Annotated in this window: 17 protein-coding genes; 11 read left to right on the top strand and 6 right to left on the bottom strand. The window is 60.7% G+C overall.

Going from position 1 to position 20334, the window contains the following annotated elements:
- Complete coding sequence (locus tag VDP61_RS13985; RefSeq protein WP_323007471.1) at window positions 1-522, top strand: periplasmic heavy metal sensor; 522 nt, start codon at window positions 1-3, stop codon at window positions 520-522.
- Window positions 523-636: 114 nt separating this feature from the next.
- Here the strand turns inward: VDP61_RS13985 and VDP61_RS13980 are convergent, their stop codons facing one another.
- Window positions 637-2022: a diguanylate cyclase gene (locus VDP61_RS13980; RefSeq protein WP_323007470.1), complete on the bottom strand. Its 1386-nt coding sequence runs from the start codon at window positions 2020-2022 to the stop codon at window positions 637-639.
- Window positions 2023-2165: 143 nt separating this feature from the next.
- Between VDP61_RS13980 and VDP61_RS13975 the strand changes: the two genes are divergently transcribed.
- The 3 genes from VDP61_RS13975 (at window position 2166) to VDP61_RS13965 (ending at window position 4870) form a co-directional block, all read left to right on the top strand.
- Window positions 2166-2447 carry a DUF3572 domain-containing protein gene (locus tag VDP61_RS13975; protein ID WP_323007469.1) on the top strand — a complete coding sequence of 94 codons (282 nt, stop codon included), beginning with the start codon at window positions 2166-2168 and terminating at the stop codon, window positions 2445-2447.
- Window positions 2448-2508: 61 nt separating this feature from the next.
- Window positions 2509-3207 (top strand): HAD family hydrolase, encoded by a 699-nt coding sequence (locus VDP61_RS13970; protein WP_323007468.1) that lies wholly within the window; start codon window positions 2509-2511, stop codon window positions 3205-3207.
- A 106-nt stretch (window positions 3208-3313) separates the two neighbouring features.
- Window positions 3314-4870 carry a trimethylamine methyltransferase family protein gene (locus tag VDP61_RS13965; RefSeq protein WP_323007467.1) on the top strand — a complete coding sequence of 519 codons (1557 nt, stop codon included), beginning with the start codon at window positions 3314-3316 and terminating at the stop codon, window positions 4868-4870.
- A gap of 434 nt (window positions 4871-5304) precedes the next feature.
- Here the strand turns inward: VDP61_RS13965 and VDP61_RS13960 are convergent, their stop codons facing one another.
- The 3 genes from VDP61_RS13960 to VDP61_RS13950 all read right to left on the bottom strand — a co-directional run bounded on the left by VDP61_RS13960 (window position 5305) and on the right by VDP61_RS13950 (window position 10157).
- A complete protein-coding gene (locus VDP61_RS13960) occupies window positions 5305-7014 on the bottom strand; it encodes a hydantoinase B/oxoprolinase family protein (RefSeq protein ID WP_323007466.1) in 1710 nt (569 codons plus the stop codon).
- A gap of 11 nt (window positions 7015-7025) precedes the next feature.
- Window positions 7026-9104 (bottom strand): hydantoinase/oxoprolinase family protein, encoded by a 2079-nt coding sequence (locus VDP61_RS13955; protein ID WP_323007465.1) that lies wholly within the window; start codon window positions 9102-9104, stop codon window positions 7026-7028.
- A gap of 147 nt (window positions 9105-9251) precedes the next feature.
- Window positions 9252-10157, bottom strand: coding sequence for a LysR family transcriptional regulator (locus VDP61_RS13950; RefSeq protein WP_323007464.1), 906 nt, complete (start codon window positions 10155-10157; stop codon window positions 9252-9254).
- 139 nt (window positions 10158-10296) lie between these two features.
- On the opposite strand from VDP61_RS13950, the gene msrB reads away from it, so the two are divergent.
- Window positions 10297-10740 carry a peptide-methionine (R)-S-oxide reductase MsrB gene (gene msrB, locus VDP61_RS13945; protein WP_323007463.1) on the top strand — a complete coding sequence of 148 codons (444 nt, stop codon included), beginning with the start codon at window positions 10297-10299 and terminating at the stop codon, window positions 10738-10740.
- 56 nt (window positions 10741-10796) lie between these two features.
- Here the strand turns inward: msrB and ychF are convergent, their stop codons facing one another.
- Entirely contained in the window at window positions 10797-11894 is a 1098-nt protein-coding gene (ychF, locus tag VDP61_RS13940) for a redox-regulated ATPase YchF (RefSeq protein WP_323007462.1), read from the bottom strand.
- A gap of 306 nt (window positions 11895-12200) precedes the next feature.
- Here ychF and trpA point away from each other — a divergent pair, with 306 nt between their 5' ends.
- The 4 genes from trpA (at window position 12201) to VDP61_RS13920 (ending at window position 17252) form a co-directional block, all read left to right on the top strand.
- Window positions 12201-12992, top strand: a complete 792-nt coding sequence (gene trpA / locus VDP61_RS13935) for a tryptophan synthase subunit alpha (RefSeq protein WP_323007461.1) — start codon at window positions 12201-12203, stop codon at window positions 12990-12992.
- A 121-nt stretch (window positions 12993-13113) separates the two neighbouring features.
- Window positions 13114-14478 (top strand): aspartate aminotransferase family protein, encoded by a 1365-nt coding sequence (locus tag VDP61_RS13930; protein ID WP_323007460.1) that lies wholly within the window; start codon window positions 13114-13116, stop codon window positions 14476-14478.
- Between the two features lie 122 nt (window positions 14479-14600).
- Entirely contained in the window at window positions 14601-16001 is a 1401-nt protein-coding gene (locus VDP61_RS13925) for a glutamine synthetase family protein (protein WP_323007459.1), read from the top strand.
- Between the two features lie 84 nt (window positions 16002-16085).
- Window positions 16086-17252, top strand: coding sequence for an alpha-hydroxy acid oxidase (locus tag VDP61_RS13920; RefSeq protein ID WP_323007458.1), 1167 nt, complete (start codon window positions 16086-16088; stop codon window positions 17250-17252).
- Window positions 17253-17358: 106 nt separating this feature from the next.
- On the opposite strand, the gene VDP61_RS13915 is transcribed toward VDP61_RS13920, so the two are convergent.
- Window positions 17359-18504 (bottom strand): MFS transporter, encoded by a 1146-nt coding sequence (locus VDP61_RS13915; RefSeq protein WP_323007457.1) that lies wholly within the window; start codon window positions 18502-18504, stop codon window positions 17359-17361.
- Between the two features lie 177 nt (window positions 18505-18681).
- On the opposite strand from VDP61_RS13915, the gene VDP61_RS13910 reads away from it, so the two are divergent.
- Together VDP61_RS13910 and pth are read left to right on the top strand one after the other, a co-directional pair.
- Window positions 18682-19305, top strand: a complete 624-nt coding sequence (locus VDP61_RS13910; RefSeq protein WP_323007456.1) for a 50S ribosomal protein L25/general stress protein Ctc — start codon at window positions 18682-18684, stop codon at window positions 19303-19305.
- Between the two features lie 138 nt (window positions 19306-19443).
- Window positions 19444-20154, top strand: a complete 711-nt coding sequence (pth, locus tag VDP61_RS13905) for an aminoacyl-tRNA hydrolase (RefSeq protein ID WP_323007556.1) — start codon at window positions 19444-19446, stop codon at window positions 20152-20154.
- The last annotated feature ends 180 nt before the right edge of the window (window positions 20155-20334 follow it).

Genomic DNA, 20334 nt, shown 5'->3' with positions numbered 1-20334 from the left:
ATGACCCCCCTTAAAACATCCTTGCCAAAGCCATCAAAACCGCCTTTTCGCTGGGGCAAGGCTGTGCTGTTCGTTTCACTCGCCTTGAATTTGGCGGTTGCGGGCATCGTGGGCGGGGCCGTCTGGGGCCGGTTTGGGCACGACAGGCATGATTTGGCCGCGCGGGATCTTGGCTTTGGCCTGTTTACCGAGGCGTTTTCACAAGAAGACCGCAAGACGCTGCGCCAAGCCTATGTGCAAGCCAAGCCGAATATGCGCGCCGAGCGCCAAAAAATGCGTGACGATTTGCAAACCATGCTGACGCTGCTGCGCGCCGAGCCCTTTGATGTCGAGGCGCTGCGATTGACGCTGGACGCCGGGGCGGCCCGCGTTGCGGCCCGGCAGGTCAAGGGGCAAGAGGTTGTGCTGGACTATTTAGCCAGCATGTCTGGTGCCGAGCGGCAGCAAGTTGCGGATCGGATGGAGGCATCCCTTATGCGGCGCCTGCAGCGGCCAAAACCGCCGCGCGGCAATGACAAATGATGCGACTGCCTTTGATCTGCCGCAGGCACGGTCTAACGCAAAAGATACGGCCAAACCCAATAAGAAATGGCCTGATATGACCGTGGTTCGGTGCCAATAAAGCGCCAAACCCAATCAGGCCGCATTCTTGCTGATGGTGACCTGATTGCGCCCGCCTGACTTCGCAATCAACAAGGCCTGATCGGCGCGGTCGATCACGGCGGCAACCGGCTCGTTCGCCCAGGAGACGCCAGGATCGCAGATTGCCAGACCGATAGAGGCCGTAAGGCCAAGCGGCGCAAAACCAGGAACCGCAAAGACCTCTTCTTGTACCGAACGGCAAAGCCGTTGTGCGATAGGCCCAGCCATCGCCAGGTTGGTATTCGGAAGCGCAATCAAAAACTCTTCGCCGCCAATCCGCGCCAACAGGTCGCCGTGCCGGATATTCGCGGCCAGGCGGCGTGCAACCTCGGTCAGAACAGCGTCGCCAGCAGAATGGCCAAAATGGTCGTTGACCTCTTTGAAACGGTCCAAATCCACAACCATCACAGCAAAGGCTTGCCGTGCATCCTTGGCCTGCGCAGCAATATCGGCCAATTGGCTAACGGCATAACGCCGGTTGAAAAGCCCGGTCAGCGGATCAATGACCGCAAGTCGCAAGCCATCCCGCACCGAGGCGCGCAGCTTGTCGGTGGTTCGCTTGCGTTGCAGCAAACGGCTGATCCGCAGTCCGATTTCGCGCGGATCTTCGGTCGCGTAAACGACATCGTTTGCGCCGAGATCAAACGCCAATGCCTTGCCACCACTGCCATCATTTTGCTTGACGATACAAATCGCAGCATGCCGGGTTTGCGACCGGCTCCGCAGTTCAGACATCAGCCGCAACCCGCCAAGCGGGTCAGCAAGATCATATTCAATTACAAACACATCGGGCACGGGGGAAAGGGCCGTCTCGGACAAGGCCACCTCCCGCGAGATCAAGATCATCTTGTCGGGCATTTGCGGCTCCAGATCACGGCGCCAGCGCAGGGCTGTTTCGGGGCGGTGAGTGACAAGGGCAATCGTGCCGGGCATCTCAAATCCCGAAACCGGCTCGGCAAACCCCAAGGCGCGGATCGGGGCCCCACCGCTTTCCAATTCGGCAATCGCTTCATGTTCCCGCAACAGGTTGCGCAAGCGGGCCAGCAAGGTCTGATCATCACAGGATTTTGTCAAAAACTCATCAGCCCCCGCCGCAAGCGCGGCCAGACGAGAGGCGGCATCACCCTCGGCTGAAAAAACAACAACGGGGATCGAAGCCGTTGCAGGGTCGGCGCGCAATCGCCGCAGAACCTCGGTTCCCGGCATGTCGGGCAAGACCAGATCCAATAATATCAGGTCCGGCTTTTCCTGCCGCGCCAAGGCAAGACAGGTCTTGCCATCTGCCGCAAGGATGGGTGCATAGCACGCAGCACCAAGTTTTACCTTGTATACGATGCGATTGGTCGCAACATCATCCACAATCAGAATTTTGCCAGACATTTTGCTACAACTCACATTTCGGTAAAAACCACATGATCCATTCTTCCAGTGATATGGTTAAGAATTTCTTTCCAATTTGTGGTGAAATCTAACAAACAGGTCACAACCGGGTGATTTGCCCCAAAGCACGAAAGGTTCAGCCAGTGAACAGGCAAGAAAGCGCCGAAACAATTGCCTTGCAGGCCTTGGGCTGGTTGGCCGGAAACGAAGATTTGTTTCCGGTTTTCCTGGGTGCGACCGGCGCATCGGTGACCGATTTGGCGGCAAGCGCGAAACAGCCGGCCTTTCTTGGCTCGGTGCTTGATTTTCTGGTAATGGATGATGCCTGGGTCATCGCTTTTTGTGATGCCGTCAACCTGCCCTACACCGCCCCGATGCAGGCGCGCGCGGCCTTGCCGGGCGGTGAGCAGATGAATTGGACTTAGCGTTGCATTTCCCTGACGCTCCGGCCATCTTGCAGCAGCAATGCAGCATTGGGGGCGCGCGATGATTGACGGGGTGGTGTTTGACAAGGATGGGACGTTGTTCGATTTCCGGCAAAGCTGGGGGGCGTGGACTGCCCGGCTGCTGGAGCAGATCGCCCAGGATCAGGCCCATGCCGCGATCCTTGCCGCTGCCATTGGCTATTACCCGGACCGCCAGGATTTTCACCCCGACAGCCCGGTCATTGCAGCGACTGCCGAAGAAATCTCTGCAGCGCTGTTGCCGCATTTGCCGGGCCAGAACCAGCGCGCACTTGTCGCGCAGTTGAACGCCTTGGCGCAAAATGCGGTGATGGCCCCCGCAGTGCCGTTGCGCCCGGTTTTGGGGGCCTTGCGTGACCGGGGGCTGACGCTGGGGCTGGCCACCAACGACACCGAGGCCCCGGCCCGCGCGCATCTGCTGGCGCATGGGGTACTGGATCTGTTCGATTTTGTGGCGGGCTACGATTCCGGTCATGGCCCAAAGCCGGGGCCGGGTATGTGCCTTGCCTTTGCCCGCCAAACCGGCATTGACCCGACCCGCGCGGTGATGGTCGGCGACAGTTGCCACGACCTGATCGCCGGGCGGGCGGCGGGCATGCGAACCGTTGCCGTATTGACCGGAATCGCCGAGGCTGAGGAATTGCGCCCCTTTGCCGACGTGATCTTGCCCGATATTGGCGTTTTGGGGGCCTGGATTGATGGGGTGACGACGCCCCAATAAAGCCGCCGGCAAAAAAACGACACTTTCATGTCGTGGTTTGAGTGTCCAATCCCGGCCTGCATCGGCCATGCTTCTGTTGAACGGAAGCTTTCACGGAGTGGCTGCCATGACCGAAGATGCAGGACGACGCCGCAGGGCCGGGGGGCGGGCAGGCAATAAAACGCGCGCGGGCACCGCATCGGTCGATCAGATGCCGTGGCGCTTGCCCGTCAACCCTGACCGGCCGATAGAGCCGCTGGACGGCGAGGGTGTGCAGGCAATTCACCGCGCGGCCATGCGGATATTGTCCGAGATCGGGATTGAGTTCCTGAACCCCGATGCCCTGGCCATTTTGCAAAAGGCCGGGTGCCGCGTGAATGGCGAAAACGTGCGCATGCGCGAAGATTTCATCATGGAAATGCTGGGCCACGCCCCCGAAAGCTTTACCATCACCCCGCGCAACCCCGACCGAGAGCTGATTATCGGCGGCAAGCATATGGTGTTTGTCAATGTCTCCTCGCCCCCCAATTCATGGGATATGGAGCGGGGCAAACGCCCGGGCGATTTTGCGACGTTCAAAGAGTTCATGAAGCTGACGCAATATTTCAACTGCATCCATATCGCGGGCGGATACCCGGTGGAGCCGATAGATATTCACCCCTCGGTGCGGCATCTGGAGTGTCTTTTCGAAAAGCTGACGATCACGGATAAGGTGGTGCACGCCTATTCCCTCGGGGCCGAGCGGGTCGAGGATGTGATGGAGATGACCCGGCTTGCGGGCGGGCTGTCGCATGACGAATTTGCCGCCAGACCGCGGATGTTTACCAATATCAACTCGGTCAGCCCGCTGAAACATGACTTTCCGATGCTGGACGGGGCGATGCGACTGGCAAGAAGAGGCCAGCCGGTGGTGGTGACCCCCTTTACACTGGCGGGGGCGATGGCCCCGGTAACGATGGCGGGCGCGGTGGCGTTAAGCATTGCCGAGGCCTTGGCCGCGATTGCGCTGCTGCAATATATCAACCCCGGCTGCCCGGTTGCGATTGGAACGTTTACCAGCAATGTGGACATGAAATCGGGTGCGCCCGCGTTTGGAACCCCGGAATATATGCGCGCCACGCAGATGACGGGGCAGATGGCGCGGTTTTACAAGCTGCCGTTGCGGTCGTCAGGGGTCTGTGCGGCGAATGTGCCGGATGGACAGGCAATGTGGGAAACGTCAAACAGTTTGTGGGCGGCGGTCCAAAGCGGAACCAATATGGTCTATCATGCAGCGGGCTGGCTCGAAGGCGGGCTGATCGCCAGCCCCGAGAAATTCATCATGGATTGTGAAGTCCTGCAAATGATCCAGCGCTATTTCGAAGAAGCGACCTTTGCCACCGCTGACGAAGACCTTGCCTTTGACGCGATCAAAGAGGTTGGCGCTGGCGGGCATTATTTTGGCTGCCAGCACACGCAAGACCGTTATCAATCAGCGTTTTATGCCCCGATGGTTGCGGATTGGCGCAATTATGAGGCTTGGGAGCAAGACGGCGGGGTTTGGACCCATGAGCGGGCGCATGGCGTTTTCAAGCAGATCATGGCCGAGTTTGAGCCGCCGGAAATGAACGGCGACCACCGCGAAGACTTGATCCGTTTTGTGGCCAAACGCAAACAAGAGGGCGGGGCGCCAACTGATTTCTGAATCCCTGACATCTTGGGCATGTTCCTGCCGCAAACCGGCAGCCGGTTGCACCACCCCACCGGTTGCACGGCGGTTTTGGGCAGCAAGGCGTCTGGGCAAGCAATTTAGCCCCGGCCTGAACCCGGTTAAGTGGCCCCCGCCAACCCCAAGGCTTTGATCTGCAGGGCGGCGGCAGGCCCTTGCGAAAACCTCTCTGGCGCGCTGGTGGCCGCTTCACCAAGGCCGAATGCGACAATTCCTTCAAAACCGCAGAGCACGAAACCATTTAAACGCAACGTGCATTGAACTGTTTCGCCTTAAACCTTGCGCATATATCGCTGCCTGAAATCAAGATTTCAAAGCATGATTTGATAGGCCTTACTTCAAGTCAAAGGCGAAACGCTAAAGGGTGCCCGTTTTTTCCACAGTCGCGGGCCGCTTGCGCAGGTTTGTCATCACACGTCATGCCCCTTGCGTATGGCCTCTTGAACGGCTTCAATCTGCGCCCGGCTCATCCCATAGTCGCTCTCTGCGGTCTTGGCCGAGATATAGCCCCGCGCAAGGTCGCGCCGCACCAAAGCCGGGTCACGATCACCCGCGGCACCGTAACCGCCACCGCCAGGAAATGCCATCAACACGCGGCGGCCATGGGGCACAAACTGCTTGCCCTTGACGCGCATCGCGGTGCCGTCATCCTGAACAATCGTGGTCTGCCCACCACTGCCACCCCCGCGCCGCCCCCGCGCCGGATGCTGGCCACGGTCAAACATCGCCTGGATGTCGAACTCATAGCCTTCCATCGCGCCGACTTCCATATATTGCCCCAGCCCGCCGCGCGTTTTGCCCGCACCGCCGCTGTCGGGGCGCAACTCCTTGCGCCAGATGATCACCGGCCCGGCATGTTCTGTCGCCTCGATCGGCATTGTCATCACGCCCGACGGAAAGGCCGTTGCGTTCAGCCCGTCAAAACCCGGCCGCGCCCCCGAGCCACCGGAATTGAACGTCAACACCTCTGAGCGCCGCGCACCGATCGGTGCAGGCCCATCGCTGCGGGGCCGCAAGCTGGCCTGAAAGTTGCACAGACAGCCGGCGCCCTCGGCGGGCACCAGCCCCGGCACGATCTTGTCAAAGGCATTGAACACCACATCCGGCACAAAATGCCCGATGATATGGCGCAAGGCTACCGGCGCGGGATGAACCGCATGCACGATGGTATTTTCCTCGGCCACAATCTCGAACGGCAACAAAGAGGCGTGGTTGTTCGGAATCTCGGGGGCAATCGCCACTTTCAGCGCATAGCAGGCATAGGCTTTGGTATAGACCAGCGGGCAGTTGATGCCCTTCTTGTCCACCCCTGACGTTCCGGTAAAATCCGAAACAATCCGGTCTTCGTGTACGGTCACCTTGACCTTCAACGTGATCGGCACGTCAAACCCGTCTACCGTCATCTCGCCATCCGCCGACATGCGCGGCAGCGCCGCAATCCGCTCCAGCGTGGCGCGGCGCGAATTTTCAAGGATAAACGTCGCAATCCCCTCCAGATCGGTCAGGCCAAACTCGGTCATCATCTCAATCAGGCGGCGGTGGCCAATTTCATTGCAGGTTGCCAGCGCATACATATCGCCGACCAACTGATCCGGCTCTCGCACATTGCCGCGCACGATCCGCACCAGGGTTTCATCCACCGTGCCGCGTTCAGCGAATTTCATGATGGGGATATAAAGCCCCTCTTCATAAACGCTTGCCGCATCCGCGCCAAAGCCGCGCCCGCCGATATCGACAATATGCGCCGTGCAGGCAAAAAAACCTACCAGCAATCCGTTGTGAAAGGACGGTGTGACCATGGTGATATCATGCAGATGCCCAGTGCCTTCCCAAGGGTCATTGGTCAGATACACATCGCCCGCAAACATATTCTGCCTGCCAATGCGGCGGATAAAATGCGCCACAGCATCAGCCATGGCGTTCACATGCCCCGGCGTGCCTGTTACCGCCTGCGCCAGCATCCGGCCATGCGTGTCATAGACCCCCGCCGAAAGATCGCCCGCCTCGCGCACACTTGTTGAAAACGCGGTGCGCACCAGGGCTTGCGCCTGTTCTTCGACCACCGAAATCAGGCGGTTCCACATCACTTGATAGGCGACGGTTGAATGTTCTTTGGCCATGATTATCCCCTTCACCCTTTCAACACGATGTCGATGCAGCCGTCTGGCTGACAAATGGCATCGCGACTGGCTGGCACGATGATCGTGGTTTCAGCCTCTACCAGCACCGCCGGCCCCGGCACCCGTTGCCCTGCCGCCAGCCCTGCCCGTTCCACCACATGCGCCGTTACAAAAGCGCCGGTGGCGGCATCAAATACCTGCCGCGCGCCTGTCAAATCTGCCGCCGCCGCATCGTCCGTCACGTCAATCCGCGCGACGGTTTCCGGCGGTGTTGTGGCATTCACCGACCACACCGTAATCTCTACATCCATCCCCGCGACCGTGCGGCCAAACAGCTTGGTGTAATCTTCTTCGAACCGCGCAAGAAAGGTTGCGCCGTCAGGGTTCATCGCCTGGCGCTCGGTCAGGGTGATCGGAATTTCCCAGCCCTGCCCGGAATAGCGCATATAAACCTTGAATTCCGCCAAGATCGGGCTGACCGCATCACAGGTGCGCACAAACCCCGTGGCCTCATCGCGCAATTCGGTCAACAGATCCTTGATCCGCGACCCGTCGAAATTGCTCAGCTTCATATAGACCGAACGGTTCGCCTCAAAGCTGAACGGCGCGCGCAAGAACCCGATGGCCGAACCCACCCCTGCCCCCGGCGGCACGATCAACCGACGGACCCCCAGTTTTTCGCACAAGCGCCCGGCATGCAGGGGCGCCGCACCTCCAAAGGCAATCATGGTATAATCCGACAGGTCTTCGCCATTTTCCACCGCATGCACCCGCGCGGCATTGGCCATATTTTCATCCACCACCTCGGCCACGCCAAAGGCGGCTTCAACCGCCTCCATGCCCAGCACATCGCCAACATGCGCGCCCAGCGCCGCCTTTGACGCCGCAGGATGCAGCGTGATCGAGCCGCCCGCGAAATTGTCACCGTCCAGCTTTCCCAGCACCAAATCGGCATCGGTCACCGCAGGCCGGTCGCCGCCGCGCCCGTAACAGGCTGGCCCCGGTTCGGACCCCGCACTTTCCGGCCCGACCCGGATCTGGCGCATAGAGTCAACATGCGCCAGCGAGCCACCACCCGCGCCAATCTCGACCATATCAATCACCGGAATCGAAATCGGCATGCCAGAGCCTTTCTTGAACCGATAGGTCCGCGCCACTTCGAACACCCGGCTGGTTTTTGGCGTCTGGTTCTTGATCAGGCAAATCTTGGCCGTGGTCCCGCCCATGTCAAACGACAGCACCTTGTCCAACCCATAGCGCCCTGCGATATGGGCAGCAAACACCGCGCCCCCCGCAGGCCCGCTTTCAACCAACCGCACCGGAAAATCAGCCGCATTCTGGATAGAAATAATCCCGCCCCCCGAATGCATCAGGAAAATCCGGCAATCCACGCCCTCATCCTTCAGCCGCCCTTCCAGTCGCCCCAAGTATGACGCCATCAACGGCTTGATATAGGCATTGGCAACCACGGTATTGAACCGCTCATATTCGCGCATCTGCGGGCTGACCTCGGCCGAGATGGACACCGCGACATCGGGCAGCTTTTCGGCCAGAACATCGCGGATCATCCGCTCATGCGCGGGGTTCAGGTAGGAATGGATCAGCCCCACCGCCACGCTTTCAAACCCGGCCTCGGCAATCTGCGCCACCACGGCCTCAACCTCGGCACGGTCCAGCGCAATCATCACCTCGCCCTTGGCGTTCACCCGCTCACGCAGGGTAAAGCGCATCTGCCGCGCCAGCAGCGGTTCTGGCAGCACCAGATTCAGGTCGTATTGCTCAAACCGCGACTCCGTCCGCATCTCGATCACATCGCGAAAGCCCTCGGTGGTGATCAGCGCCGTCTTGGCCCCCCGCCGCTCTATCAGCGCATTGGTGGCCAGCGTCGTGCCGTGAATAATCTGCCCAATCTGACCCGGCGACACCCCGGCTTTGGCACAAACCTGCGCCATGCCGTCAATGATCGCATTTTCAGGTGCCGCATAGGTTGTCAGCACCTTGGTCGAAAACTGCGCCCCGCCTTTTTCCAGAACGACATCGGTAAAGGTGCCGCCAATATCGACCCCAAGACGCACGGTTGCTGCTTTCATTCGGGTTCTCTCCACTTCACTGTCTGACGCTGGCAATCGCGCTGGGGCAAAGGCACAGGCAAGGAATCAATCTGTTGCAGACTCCTCGCATGTGATGCACATCAATACAAATTCTTAAAATTACTATAGCCGATAAATTTTTGTGATCTAATCGCGCCGCGCCTGCGCTGTTTCCACCGCAAATTCTGCCGCCACTTCCACAAAGCGCGGCACCCGTGCGCGGTCAAACCGGGCGTAAAATTCCAGCGGTTCCGGAAGCCAGTCGACCGCAACCTCGGCCAACAGCCCTGATGCAATCTGGTCGCGCACCAATGCCGCGGGCAACAGCGAAACGCCCATCCCGTCAATCGCCATCTGCACGCAAGAGGCAAGGCTGTTGGAATAGACGATCTGATCGGTCGCCAGCTTGCGCGCCTCGGTCAGCTTGAGCAGCGCACGGGCCGCCAGCGTATGCTTGGCATGGATCAGAACCGGGGTTTTCAGCAAATCACCCAGCGGCGTTTTCACCGCCCCCCGCGGCACCAATGCAGGCGTTGCAACCCAGATATAGCGATAGGTTCCCAAGGCCAGCGCCGCTGCGGTTTCATACGCAAACGGCCCGGTTTGCAGCGCCAGATCAAGCTGGCCGGTCGCCAGTTTCTTTTCCACCTCGGCCGACAATCCCACTTCCAGCTCTACCGCGACGGCGGGGTACACCGCACGGAACCGGCGCAAGAACGGGTGCAGCCAGGTGCAGGCAACCAGTTCCGTCACCCCAAGCCGCAAGCGGTCAGCAACCAGATCTTGCCGTTCTGCCACCTCCAAAAACGCCTCGGCATCCCACAACACCTTGCGGGCCGCCGCCACCAGCGCCTTGCCCCGCTCGGACAGCCGTACCGACCCGGCGTCGCGGTGCATTACAATCACATCCAGGCCGGCCTCCAGCGTCGCAATCCGGTTCGAGATGTTGGGCTGTGTCGTGCCCAAAGCCGCTGCTGCCTTGCGAAATGACCCAAGGTCGACCACTGCGACCAGGGCTTCTAGCTGTTTCAGGGTTATCTGGCTTTTGATCATTGTACCCGATTGGATACGCCGGTTTGGCCGCGCGTCAAGCCCGTTTGCCGCTTTGACCGCCCAACAGGCCCGCCTCTGGACAATCCAACGCCAGCCCCTAGGTTATAGCCAGCCCTTCACCCGACCGCAGGACAGAACCATGACCTATGCCAAAACCCCCAAAGCCCTTGCCAGCCTGACACCCGAGCAATTCCGTGTCACACAAGAAAACGGCACCGAACGCCCCTATACCGGCGCATATGACGACCATTTTGCGCCGGGCCTCTATGTCGATATCGTGTCCGGAGAGCCGCTGTTTGCCTCCTCGGCCAAGTTCCATTCCGGCTGTGGCTGGCCTTCTTTTTCCAAACCGATTGTCACCGAAAACGTCAAGGAAATGCGCGATACCACCCTTGGCATGACCCGCATCGAGGTCCGCTCTGCCCATGGTGACAGCCATCTTGGCCATGTTTTCAACGACGGCCCGCGTGACATGGGTGGCCTGCGTTATTGTATCAACTCTGCCAGCCTGCGCTTTATCCCCCGCGCTGAAATGGCGGCCGAGGGCTACGCCGCCTATCTTGATCAGGTCGAGGAAGGGTAAATTCGTCGCGCTCCATGGCGGTTGCGCGGCCTGCAAGCCGTGCAGCCGCCATTACCTCAGCCAGAAAACAGGAAGTGCAGCACGTCGCCGTCTTTCACCAGATAGGTCTTGCCCTCAACCCGGAATTTGCCCGCTTCCTTGGCCCCGGCCTCGCCATTGCCGGCGATATAATCATCATATCCAACCGTCTCGGACCGGATGAACCCTTTCTCGAAATCGCCATGAATGACCCCGGCGGCCTGCGGCGCCAGCGTGCCTTTTGTGATCGTCCAGGCCCGCGCTTCTTTCGGCCCGACGGTGAAATAGGTCTGCAACCCCAGCAGCTCATAACCCGCGCGGATCAACCGATCCAGGCCCGCTTCCTCCAGCCCCATCTCGCCCAGAAACATCTTGGCTTCCTCGGCATCAAGCTGGCTGATCTCTTCCTCGATCCGCGCCGAAATAACCACCATCCCGGCGCCTTGTTTCGCGGCCATTTCCGCCACACGCGCCGATTGGGAATTGCCCTGCGCGGCCGAGGATTCCTCGACGTTGCAAACAAACAGCACCGGCTTTGAGGTCAAAAGCTGCAACAGCCGCCAGTTGCGCAGATCATCCTCGGCCACCGCGACCGAGCGCGCCGGTTTGCCTTCTTCCAGCACGGCCTGCGCCTGCTTCAGCAAACGCACCTGATCGCCCGCTTCCTTGTCGCCGCCCTTGATCTTGCGGGCAAGGTTGGCAAGCCGCCGGTCAATCGATTCCAGATCGGCCAGCATCAGCTCTGTCTCAATCGTCTCGGCATCCGCCACCGGGTCAATCTTGCCTTCGACATGGGTGATGTCATCATCTTCAAAGCAGCGCAAAACATGGGCAATCGCATCACATTCGCGGATATTGGCCAGGAACTGGTTGCCCAGCCCCTCGCCCTTGCTGGCACCCCGCACCAAACCCGCGATATCCACAAAGGTCATCCGCGTCGGGATAATCGTCTTGGACCCGGCAATCGCGGCCAGCTTTTCCAGCCGCGGATCCGGCACGGCAACATCACCCACATTCGGCTCTATCGTGCAAAACGGAAAATTTGCCGCCTGCGCCGCTGCCGTGCGGGTCAGCGCGTTGAACAGGGTTGATTTACCCACATTCGGCAAGCCGACAATTCCCATGCGAAAGCCCATGTCATATCTCCATCCAATGTCCTGGCCCTCATAGGCTGAATTATGGGCAGGCTGCAAGCACAGCGCTTGGCAGACAGGCCTTTCACAGCGAAGATTTGCGCGCAAAAGGCGCAAGGCCTGCCCCGCCGCAGGGGTTCACAACGCCGCTATTACGCGGCCAGACCGCCATCAGATCGCAGGGTTTGGCCCGGCCCAGGCCTGTTTCGCACAGATTGAAGGATGCAGAGGCCCAATCGGACCTGACGGCCATTGATTTCCGGCCCGGCTTTGGGCAAACCGGGCGACGACACCTATAAGGACGCCACCATGACACGGATTGACCAGAAATTTGCCGCCCTGAAAGCTTCGGGCAAGAAGGCCTTTGTTTCCTATATCATGGCGGGGGACCCGGATGTTGAAACCTCGCTTGCGGTGATGCAGGGTTTGCCGGGTGCGGGTGTCGATATTATCGAGATCGGTCTGCCCTTCACCGACCCGATGGCGGATGGCCCCACAATCCAGCTTGCCGGGCAACGCGCGCTGGAAGGCGGGATGACACTGGACAAAACGCTGGCGATGGTGTCGGCGTTTCGCAAGAATGATGACATCACGCCAATCGTTCTGATGGGCTATTACAACCCGATCTATGCGCGCGGCCCGGATCTGTTTTTGACACAGGCCAAAGCCGCCGGGATTGACGGGCTGATCATTGTTGACCTGCCGCCTGAAGAAGACGAAGAACTGTGTATTCCGGCGCAAAAAGCGGGGCTCAACTTTATCCGGCTTGCCACGCCCACCACCGATGACAAACGCCTGCCGAAGGTGCTGCAAAATACGTCTGGCTTTGTGTATTATGTGTCAATCACCGGGATCACCGGGGCCGCGGCCCCCGAGGCCGCCGATGTCGCCCCCGAAGTGGCCCGGATCAAGGCCAGAACCGACCTGCCGGTGATTGTCGGCTTTGGTATCACCACGCCAGAAGCGGCCGAGGCGATTGCCGGCATCGCCGATGGCTGCGTGGTTGGGTCCGCGATCGTCAAGGATATCGCCGATGGCAAACCCGTGGCCGAGGTGCTGGCGCGCGTTGCCGCGCTTGCCGCTGGCGCCCATCGCGGCTGATCCGTGCCGCAGGGCTCTGGGGCAAAGGCCTGATGTGGGGGCCGAGACAGCCCGCTACCGAATGACCAGCACTGAATGAAATGACGCGGGTCGGCTGAGGCCCGCAAAGATGGGGGCCGATATGACCACGCTGATCGCCGGAATAGAGACGGACCGCCTGCGCCACTTTGCAACCCGCGAAGCCATCCGCTTTGCCGCAAGCCGCCCCAACACCCAAGCCGCCCTTGCGGCGGGCGATGGGGCGTTTCTGGCGGGTGTGCCGATGCATTGGATGCGCGATTGGCCGATGCCCTTTGCGCTATTGGTGGAAAGCGCCAAGGGGGCGCGGATTACCGATGTGGATGGCTACCGGCTTGATGATTTTTGCCTTGGCGACACCGGCAGCCTGTTTGGCCATTCGCCTGCCCCCGTTGCCAAAGCCGTGGCACAGCAGGCAAGGCGCGGGCTGACCTATATGCTGCCCTCACCCGATGCGCTGGAAGTGGGGCGGCTGTTGACCAAACGCTTTGGCAATTTCCGCTGGCAGATTGCCACCACGGCATCCGATGCCAACCGCTGCGCCATTCGCGTGGCGCGGGCGGTAACCGGGCGGCCCAAAATTCTGGTGTTCAACGGCTGCTATCACGGCACGGTTGAGGATGTGATGGTGGCACTGGCAGATGGCCAGACCGTGACCCGCGCGGGCATGGTGGGCCAGGTCGCCAACCCCGCCGCCCATGCCGTAGCGGTAGAGTTCAATGACATTGCGGCCCTGCAGGCGGCTTTGGCCGCAGGCGATGTGGCGGCAGTTCTGGCCGAGCCGGTGATGACCAATTGCGCCATGGTCTTGCCCGATCCCGGCTATTGGCTGGCGGTGCGGGCGGCCTGTGATGCCGCTGGCACGCTGCTGATCATAGATGAAACCCATACGGTTTCCAGCGGTTTGGGTGGCTGGGCGCGGGGCAACGGATTGCAGGCCGATATCTTTGTCATTGGCAAATCCATCGCGGGCGGTGTGGCCTGTGCTGCCTGGGGGCTTGCCCCCGAGGTTGCGCGCCGCTTTGTTGCGTATGACCTGACCCGGACGCCCGGCCATTCCGGTATGGGGACCACGCTGTCGGGCAACCCGCTGCAATTTGCCGCTCTGCGCGCAAATCTGGGCGCGGTGATGACCCGCAAGGCCTATGCCCATATGGAAAAGCTGGCCGCACGGCTGGAGGCAGGGCTGGCCGCTGCGATCACCGGGGTATCGGCCCCCTGGCATGTGGTGCGGGTTGGCGCGCGGGTAGAATTCATTTGTGCCCCCGGCCCGTTGCGCAACGGATCGCAAGCCCTGGCGGCACAATGCCCGCCGGTGGAACGCGCGTTGCATCTGGGGCTTGTGAACCGGGGCTGCCTGATTGCGCCGTTTCACAATATGATGCTGATCAGTCCGATGACAAAAAAGCGGCAGGTGGATCGGTTGATCGGCGCCTTTGTCGAGGTGTTGGCGGAGCTGTTTGATTGACGGGTTGCACCACAAGACATGCCGCGCGGGCAAAGGGGGGCGCTGCCCCCCATCCGGGTACCCCGGATTCCCCCCGGGATATTTAGGCCGAACAGAAAGACGAACAAAAAAGGGACGTTGCTATGGCACAAGTGAAACAGGATGTAAGCCCTTCGGGATCAAGCGTGGCCGAGGCGGAGGCGTTTTTGGCTGCCCACCCCGAGATCGAAGCGATTGATCTGGTGTTGCATGATGCCAATGGCGTGGGGCGTGGCAAGATCATTCGGCGGCACGAATTGCTGGGGTTTTACAAATCCGGGCGGCATCTGCCGATCTCGATCATGGGGCTGGATATTTGCGGCGAGGATGTGCATGAAACCGGCCTGATCTGGGATCAGGGTGACGGCGATTTGCGGGCCTGGCCGGTGCCAGGCAGTCTGGTGCCGCTGCATGGCACCAAGCCCGCGCGCGCCGAAGTATTCATGTGCATGTATGATCTGGACGGCAAGCCGATGACCTCGGACCCGCGCCACGCCTTGCAGCGGCAGGTTGATGCTTTGGCCACCGAAGGGATGTATCCGGCGGGCGCGTTTGAGTTGGAGTTCTTTTTGCTGGCCAATGAGCGTGGGCCCGATGGCAAGATGCAGCCCGCGCGTGATGTGCTGGACGGGCGCGCGAGTGCCAAGACCGAAGTGTATTCAGTCGATCATCTGCACGGCATGTTGCCTCTGTTTTCTGATATTTACGCCGGGGCAGCGGCGGCGGGGATCAAGGCCGAGACGATGATTTCCGAATATGCGCCGGGGCAATATGAGCTGACCTTGCATTACCGGACCGACGTTATGCAGGCCGCTGATGATCTGATGCGGCTAAAGCGGATCGTGCGGGCGCAGGCGCGCAGCCATGGCGTGACGGCCTGTTTCATGGCCAAACCCGTAGAGCAATACGCAGGCTCGGGCATGCATTTTCATGTGTCGATGCTGGACAAGGCCGGACACAATGTGTTTGTCGAGGCGGTCGAGGGCGAATGGTCACCGACCATTCTGCACGCGCTGGGGGGCCTGCGGGCGACGATGGCGGAATCGATGCTGGTATTCGCGCCGCATGGCAATAGCTGGCGGCGGTTTGTCGGGCAATCCTATGCCCCGGTCAGCCCGTCCTGGGGGGTGAACAACCGCTCGGTTGCCTTGCGCATTCCGGCGGGTGACATCAAGGCGCGGCGGATCGAGCATCGCCCTGCAGGGGTGGATGCCAACCCCTATCTGGTGGCTGCCACCGTCTTGGCGGGCATTCGCGCCGGGCTTGCGCATCGTGTTGATCCGGGGCCGGAAACCACCGGCAACGGCTATGAGGGGGCCGAGGCCGGCGATATGCCGGTCGATTGGCGCGGTGCGATCGAGGCGGCGCGGGACTCGCAGTTTTTGCGCGATGCCTTGGGCGAGGATATGCACCGCACCTTTGTTGCCATCAAGGCGGCAGAATATGCGCGGGTCGCGCGCACCGTATCAGAAGTGGATTTTGACCTGTATCTGCACACAGTCTGAGCGGCCGCGCGTCGCCCTCGCATTTTCGTTGCAATGCACCCCCTTATTGGTAAAAATACTTTACCACATCTACCGGAGCGCCCCATGCCAGTGATCACCTGTATTGAAGACCTGAAGCGACTGCATAAAAAGCGGACGCCCAAGATGTTTTATGATTACGCAGAAAGCGGCAGCTATACCGAGCAGACCTTTCGCGAAAACACCTCTGATTTTGCGCAGTTGCGGCTGCGCCAGAAGGTGGCGGTTGATATGTCGGGGCGCAGCACCCAAAGCACGATGATCGGTGAAGCGGTGGCGATGCCGGTCGCCCTTGCCCCCGTCGGCCTGACAGGGATGCAGCACGCCAATGGCGAGATTTTGGCGGCACAGGCGGCGGAAAAATTCGGTGTGCCGTTCACCCTGTCAACCATGAGCATCTGCTCAATCGAGGATGTGGCCGAACACACCACCAAGCCGTTCTGGTTTCAGGTGTACACCCTGAAAGACGATGATTTCATGCGGCGCTTGTTTGACCGCGCGCGGGCGGCGAATTGTTCAGCCATTGTGATTACGGTCGATTTGCAGATCATGGGGCAGCGGCACAAGGATTTGAAAAACGGGCTTTCGGCACCGCCAAAGCTGACCCCGCAATCCATCGCCAATATGATGACCAAAGTGCCGTGGGGGCTGGAAATGCTGCAAACCAAGCGGCGGTTCTTTGGCAATATCGTGGGCCATGCCAAAGGGGTTTCGGACCCGTCAAGCCTGTCATCCTGGACGGCAGAAGCGTTTGACGAAAGCCTGGATTGGAAGCGTATCGCCAAGTTCAAGGAAATGTGGGGCGGCAAGGTTATTCTGAAGGGCGTGATGGATGCCGAGGATGCGCGCAACGCGCTGTCAGTTGGGGCCGATGCGATTGTCGTCTCAAATCACGGTGGGCGGCAGTTGGATGGGGCGCTGTCAGCCATTCGGGCGCTGTCCAGCATTGTCGATGCAGTTGGCGACAAGGTCGAGGTTCATATGGACAGCGGAATCCGGTCAGGCCAGGACGTGCTGAAGGCGCTGTCACTGGGGGCCAAGGGCACCTATATCGGGCGCGCCTATATCAACGGTCTGGGCGCGATGGGCGAGGCGGGCGTAACCAAGGCGCTTGACCTGATCCAGAAAGAGCTGGTCACCACGATGGGGCTGGTGGGTGAGCGGTCGATTGACGGGCTGGGGCGCAAGAACCTGCTGATCCCGAAAGGCTTTGAAGGCGACTGGGTGGCGTGACCGCCGCAGCGTTTCGCCCTTGGCTTGAAACAAGGCCTATCACATATCGCGTTGAAATCTTTGATTTCAGGCCGCGATATGTGAGGCGGGTTCAAGGCGATGCGCTTTAGCGCTTGGCACGCGCCATCATCGGGGCAAGTATCAGCACCAGCGATATTCCAAGGGCGGTGGCGACAAAGGCCGCACGCAGGCCAAAACTGCCTGCGATCAGGCCCAAAACCGGCGGGCCAAAGAAATAGCCGAAATAGCCCAGCAGGGTGGCGCGGGCCACGGCGCGGGCGCGGGCCTCTGGCCGTGCGTTGCTGCCAACCAATGAAAAGGCGGTGGGGGCAATAACGGATGCGCCGATGCCCATGACAATGAACCCGGCATAGGCCATGGCCGGGCTTGTCGCCAAGGCCGCGATCAGCGCGCCGATGCTGGCCACGCCCGCGCCCCAGCGCAGCAGGCGTATCGGCGCAATTCGCTGGATCAGCGCCTGCCCCCCCAACCGCGCTGCTGCCATGGTCAGCGCAAGCGTGGCAGGGCCAAGCGCGCCCTGGGCAGGGCTGCCCCCCAGGGTTTTCTCGATATGCAGCGCCGACCAGCTTTCAGCCGCGTTTTCCGTCATGAAGGCCACCAGCACGATTGCGCCACCGATCAACGGCAATGTGCCAAGCCGTGCCGCCGCTTTGGTCGCGGGCCGTGACAGCCCCTCTATCCGGCCCGCCTTGTCCCATGTGAACAACGACAGCAGCAGCGCCAGCAGCGCAAGGCTGCCCATCACCAGCCCCGGCGCTGCCCCGGCATTGCGCATCGCGCCGGTGGTCAGCGCCCCCACGGCATAGCCCAGCGAATACAGCGCGTGGCACAGGTTCATCAGGGGCCGCGCATGGGTGTTTTCCAAGGCCGCAACCCGCGCATTCATCAGCACATCGGTCAACCCCGTCGCCGCACCGCAGGCCATCATCGCCAGTGGGAACAGCAGCAGCGATGCCGTCATCCCCGGCAATGCAAAACTGAGCGCCATCATCACCGTGGCAAGCGGCAGGGCAAGGCGGCCCAGCGCCGCGCCAAAAGCGGGCGCGGCAAGCATCGCCAGCACCGCGGTCACCGGGGTCAGGAACAACAGCAAACCCAACTGTGCCTCATCCACCCCCAGCATCCCTTTCAGGTCCGGCAAGACGGCGGCAAATGTGCCCCATGCCACGCCCATCACCGCAAACGCAGCAAGTGGCGCGCGCGCGATCATCAGGATGTTGGGCGGCGGCATTGCGGATATCCTTATACTACAGACGTTGGCCTAGAACGGGCGCCCCCCTTACACAAGCCCGATAACAGGCGCCATTGTGCAACTTTCACCTTTCCCCGCCACTGATTCCCCGCTATAGACCAGCGGTCGCGTCGCACACCCTTGGAGGGCGGCGGATTTAACATATGGAGAATTACAATGGCAAAAGAGATCCCGGATCTTGTAGCCGAGGTTCGCGTGGGGACAGGCAAGGGGGCCGCCCGCCAAGCTCGTCGTGATCAACTGGTGCCCGGCATCGTTTATGGGGGTGGGATTGACCCGCAACCGCTGAACGTCAAATACAACTACCTGATCAAGCACCTGAAGGCAGGCCGCTTCCTGTCAACCCTGTTCAACCTCAAGGTTGAAGGCCAGGAAGATGTGCGCGTGATCTGCCGTCACGTTCAGCGCGATCCCGTCAAGGACATTCCGTTGCACCTTGACCTGATGCGCCTGCGCCGCACCAGCCTGATCAAACTGTTCATTCATGTGAACTTTGAGAACCACGAAGCAGCCCCCGGCCTGAAAAAGGGCGGTACGCTGGTTGTTGTGCGCAACGAAGTCGAACTGGAAGTGACCGCTGGCGATATTCCGGATCACATCACAGTGGATCTGACCGGCCTGAACATCGGCGATGTTATCCACATCAATGACGTCACGCTGCCCAAAGGCGCAAAACCCAGCGTTGACCGGAACTTCGTTATCGCGAACATTTCGGCTCCGTCGGGCTTGCGGTCTTCCGGTGCTGACGCGGATGACGAGGCAGACGCTGCAGAAGCGTAATCTTTCACCGTCGGAAACCAAGATGGAACGCGGGGGCTTTGCCCCTGCGTTTTGCGTTTGAGGGCCCGTGCAAAGGGTTTTGAATTGCGCCCCCCGCTCTGCTAAAAGGCGGGTCAGCGCGTGACAACAGGGGGCGATATGTGGCTGTTTGTGGGCTTGGGCAATCCGGGCGCGAAATATGCGGGCAACCGGCACAACATCGGCTTCATGGCGCTGGACCGGATCGCGGGCGACCACGGATTTGGCCCCTGGAAAAAGGCGTTCAAGGGGCTGGCGGCCGAGGGTCGATTAGGCTCTGAACGGGTGCTTTTGTTGAAACCCGAAACCTTCATGAACCTCTCGGGCGAGGCGGTTCAATCAGCAATGGCATTTCACAAGATCACCCCGGCAGAGGTGATCGTCTTTCATGATGAGCTTGATCTTGCCCCCGGAAAGATGCGCCTGAAACAAGGTGGCGGGCATGCGGGGCATAACGGGCTCCGGTCAATCCATGGCCATATCGGCGAGGCCTATGGCCGTGTGCGGCTGGGAATCGGGCATCCCGGCCATAAAGATGCGGTGGCAGCCTATGTCTTGCATGATTTCGCCAAAGCCGATCAGGGCTGGCTTGAGGACCTGCTGCGCGGGCTGTCCGATGGCGCCCCCTATCTGGCCGCAGGTGATGGGCCAAAGTTTTCCAACGCTGTAGGCCTGCGCGGCGCAGCACCGCGCCCCGCCTCTGGTGGGGGCGCCCCCCGCACGGCAGCGCCCCCCACCCCGGCCTTACCCAGCGCCAAGCCCACCCCGAAACCCGAGGCCCAACCCGACACCCGCACCGCATTGCAAAGGCTGGCCGACAGGTTTAGATGACCGGCCCCCTGCGCAACCGCCTTCACCAACCGGCCAGCAAGCGCTTTGGCGTTTGGCCCTATCACCCGCAGCCTGCGCCTGCTGGCCGATTGGCGGGCCCGCAATCCGACCTTGCACAGGCCCTCTCTTGCATAGATCACAGGCAACATCATTGGCCTGAGGCAAGAAAAGCTGATCGGC

Source organism: Pseudorhodobacter sp. (genome assembly GCF_034675685.1).
Classification (GTDB): Bacteria; Pseudomonadota; Alphaproteobacteria; order Rhodobacterales; family Rhodobacteraceae; genus Pseudorhodobacter.
The sequence above is the reverse complement of the archived record's forward strand: the minus strand, read 5'-3'. Positions and strand labels throughout refer to the sequence as shown.

Excerpts from the sequence above, each read along its gene's own strand:
- msrB (WP_323007463.1), top strand. The coding sequence starts at position 10,297 with ATGACCTATGCCAAAACCCCCAAAGCCCTTGCCAGCCTGACACCCGAG.
- VDP61_RS13960 (WP_323007466.1), bottom strand. The coding sequence starts at position 7,014 with ATGGCCAAAGAACATTCAACCGTCGCCTATCAAGTGATGTGGAACCGC.
- VDP61_RS13950 (WP_323007464.1), bottom strand. The coding sequence starts at position 10,157 with ATGATCAAAAGCCAGATAACCCTGAAACAGCTAGAAGCCCTGGTCGCA.
- VDP61_RS13930 (WP_323007460.1), top strand. The coding sequence starts at position 13,114 with ATGACCACGCTGATCGCCGGAATAGAGACGGACCGCCTGCGCCACTTT.
- VDP61_RS13970 (WP_323007468.1), top strand. The coding sequence starts at position 2,509 with ATGATTGACGGGGTGGTGTTTGACAAGGATGGGACGTTGTTCGATTTC.
- VDP61_RS13985 (WP_323007471.1), top strand. The coding sequence starts at position 1 with ATGACCCCCCTTAAAACATCCTTGCCAAAGCCATCAAAACCGCCTTTT.
- VDP61_RS13915 (WP_323007457.1), bottom strand. The coding sequence starts at position 18,504 with ATGCCGCCGCCCAACATCCTGATGATCGCGCGCGCGCCACTTGCTGCG.
- VDP61_RS13910 (WP_323007456.1), top strand. The coding sequence starts at position 18,682 with ATGGCAAAAGAGATCCCGGATCTTGTAGCCGAGGTTCGCGTGGGGACA.
- VDP61_RS13980 (WP_323007470.1), bottom strand. The coding sequence starts at position 2,022 with ATGTCTGGCAAAATTCTGATTGTGGATGATGTTGCGACCAATCGCATC.
- VDP61_RS13965 (WP_323007467.1), top strand. The coding sequence starts at position 3,314 with ATGACCGAAGATGCAGGACGACGCCGCAGGGCCGGGGGGCGGGCAGGC.
- ychF (WP_323007462.1), bottom strand. The coding sequence starts at position 11,894 with ATGGGCTTTCGCATGGGAATTGTCGGCTTGCCGAATGTGGGTAAATCA.
- VDP61_RS13955 (WP_323007465.1), bottom strand. The coding sequence starts at position 9,104 with ATGAAAGCAGCAACCGTGCGTCTTGGGGTCGATATTGGCGGCACCTTT.
- pth (WP_323007556.1), top strand. The coding sequence starts at position 19,444 with ATGTGGCTGTTTGTGGGCTTGGGCAATCCGGGCGCGAAATATGCGGGC.
- VDP61_RS13920 (WP_323007458.1), top strand. The coding sequence starts at position 16,086 with ATGCCAGTGATCACCTGTATTGAAGACCTGAAGCGACTGCATAAAAAG.
- trpA (WP_323007461.1), top strand. The coding sequence starts at position 12,201 with ATGACACGGATTGACCAGAAATTTGCCGCCCTGAAAGCTTCGGGCAAG.
- VDP61_RS13925 (WP_323007459.1), top strand. The coding sequence starts at position 14,601 with ATGGCACAAGTGAAACAGGATGTAAGCCCTTCGGGATCAAGCGTGGCC.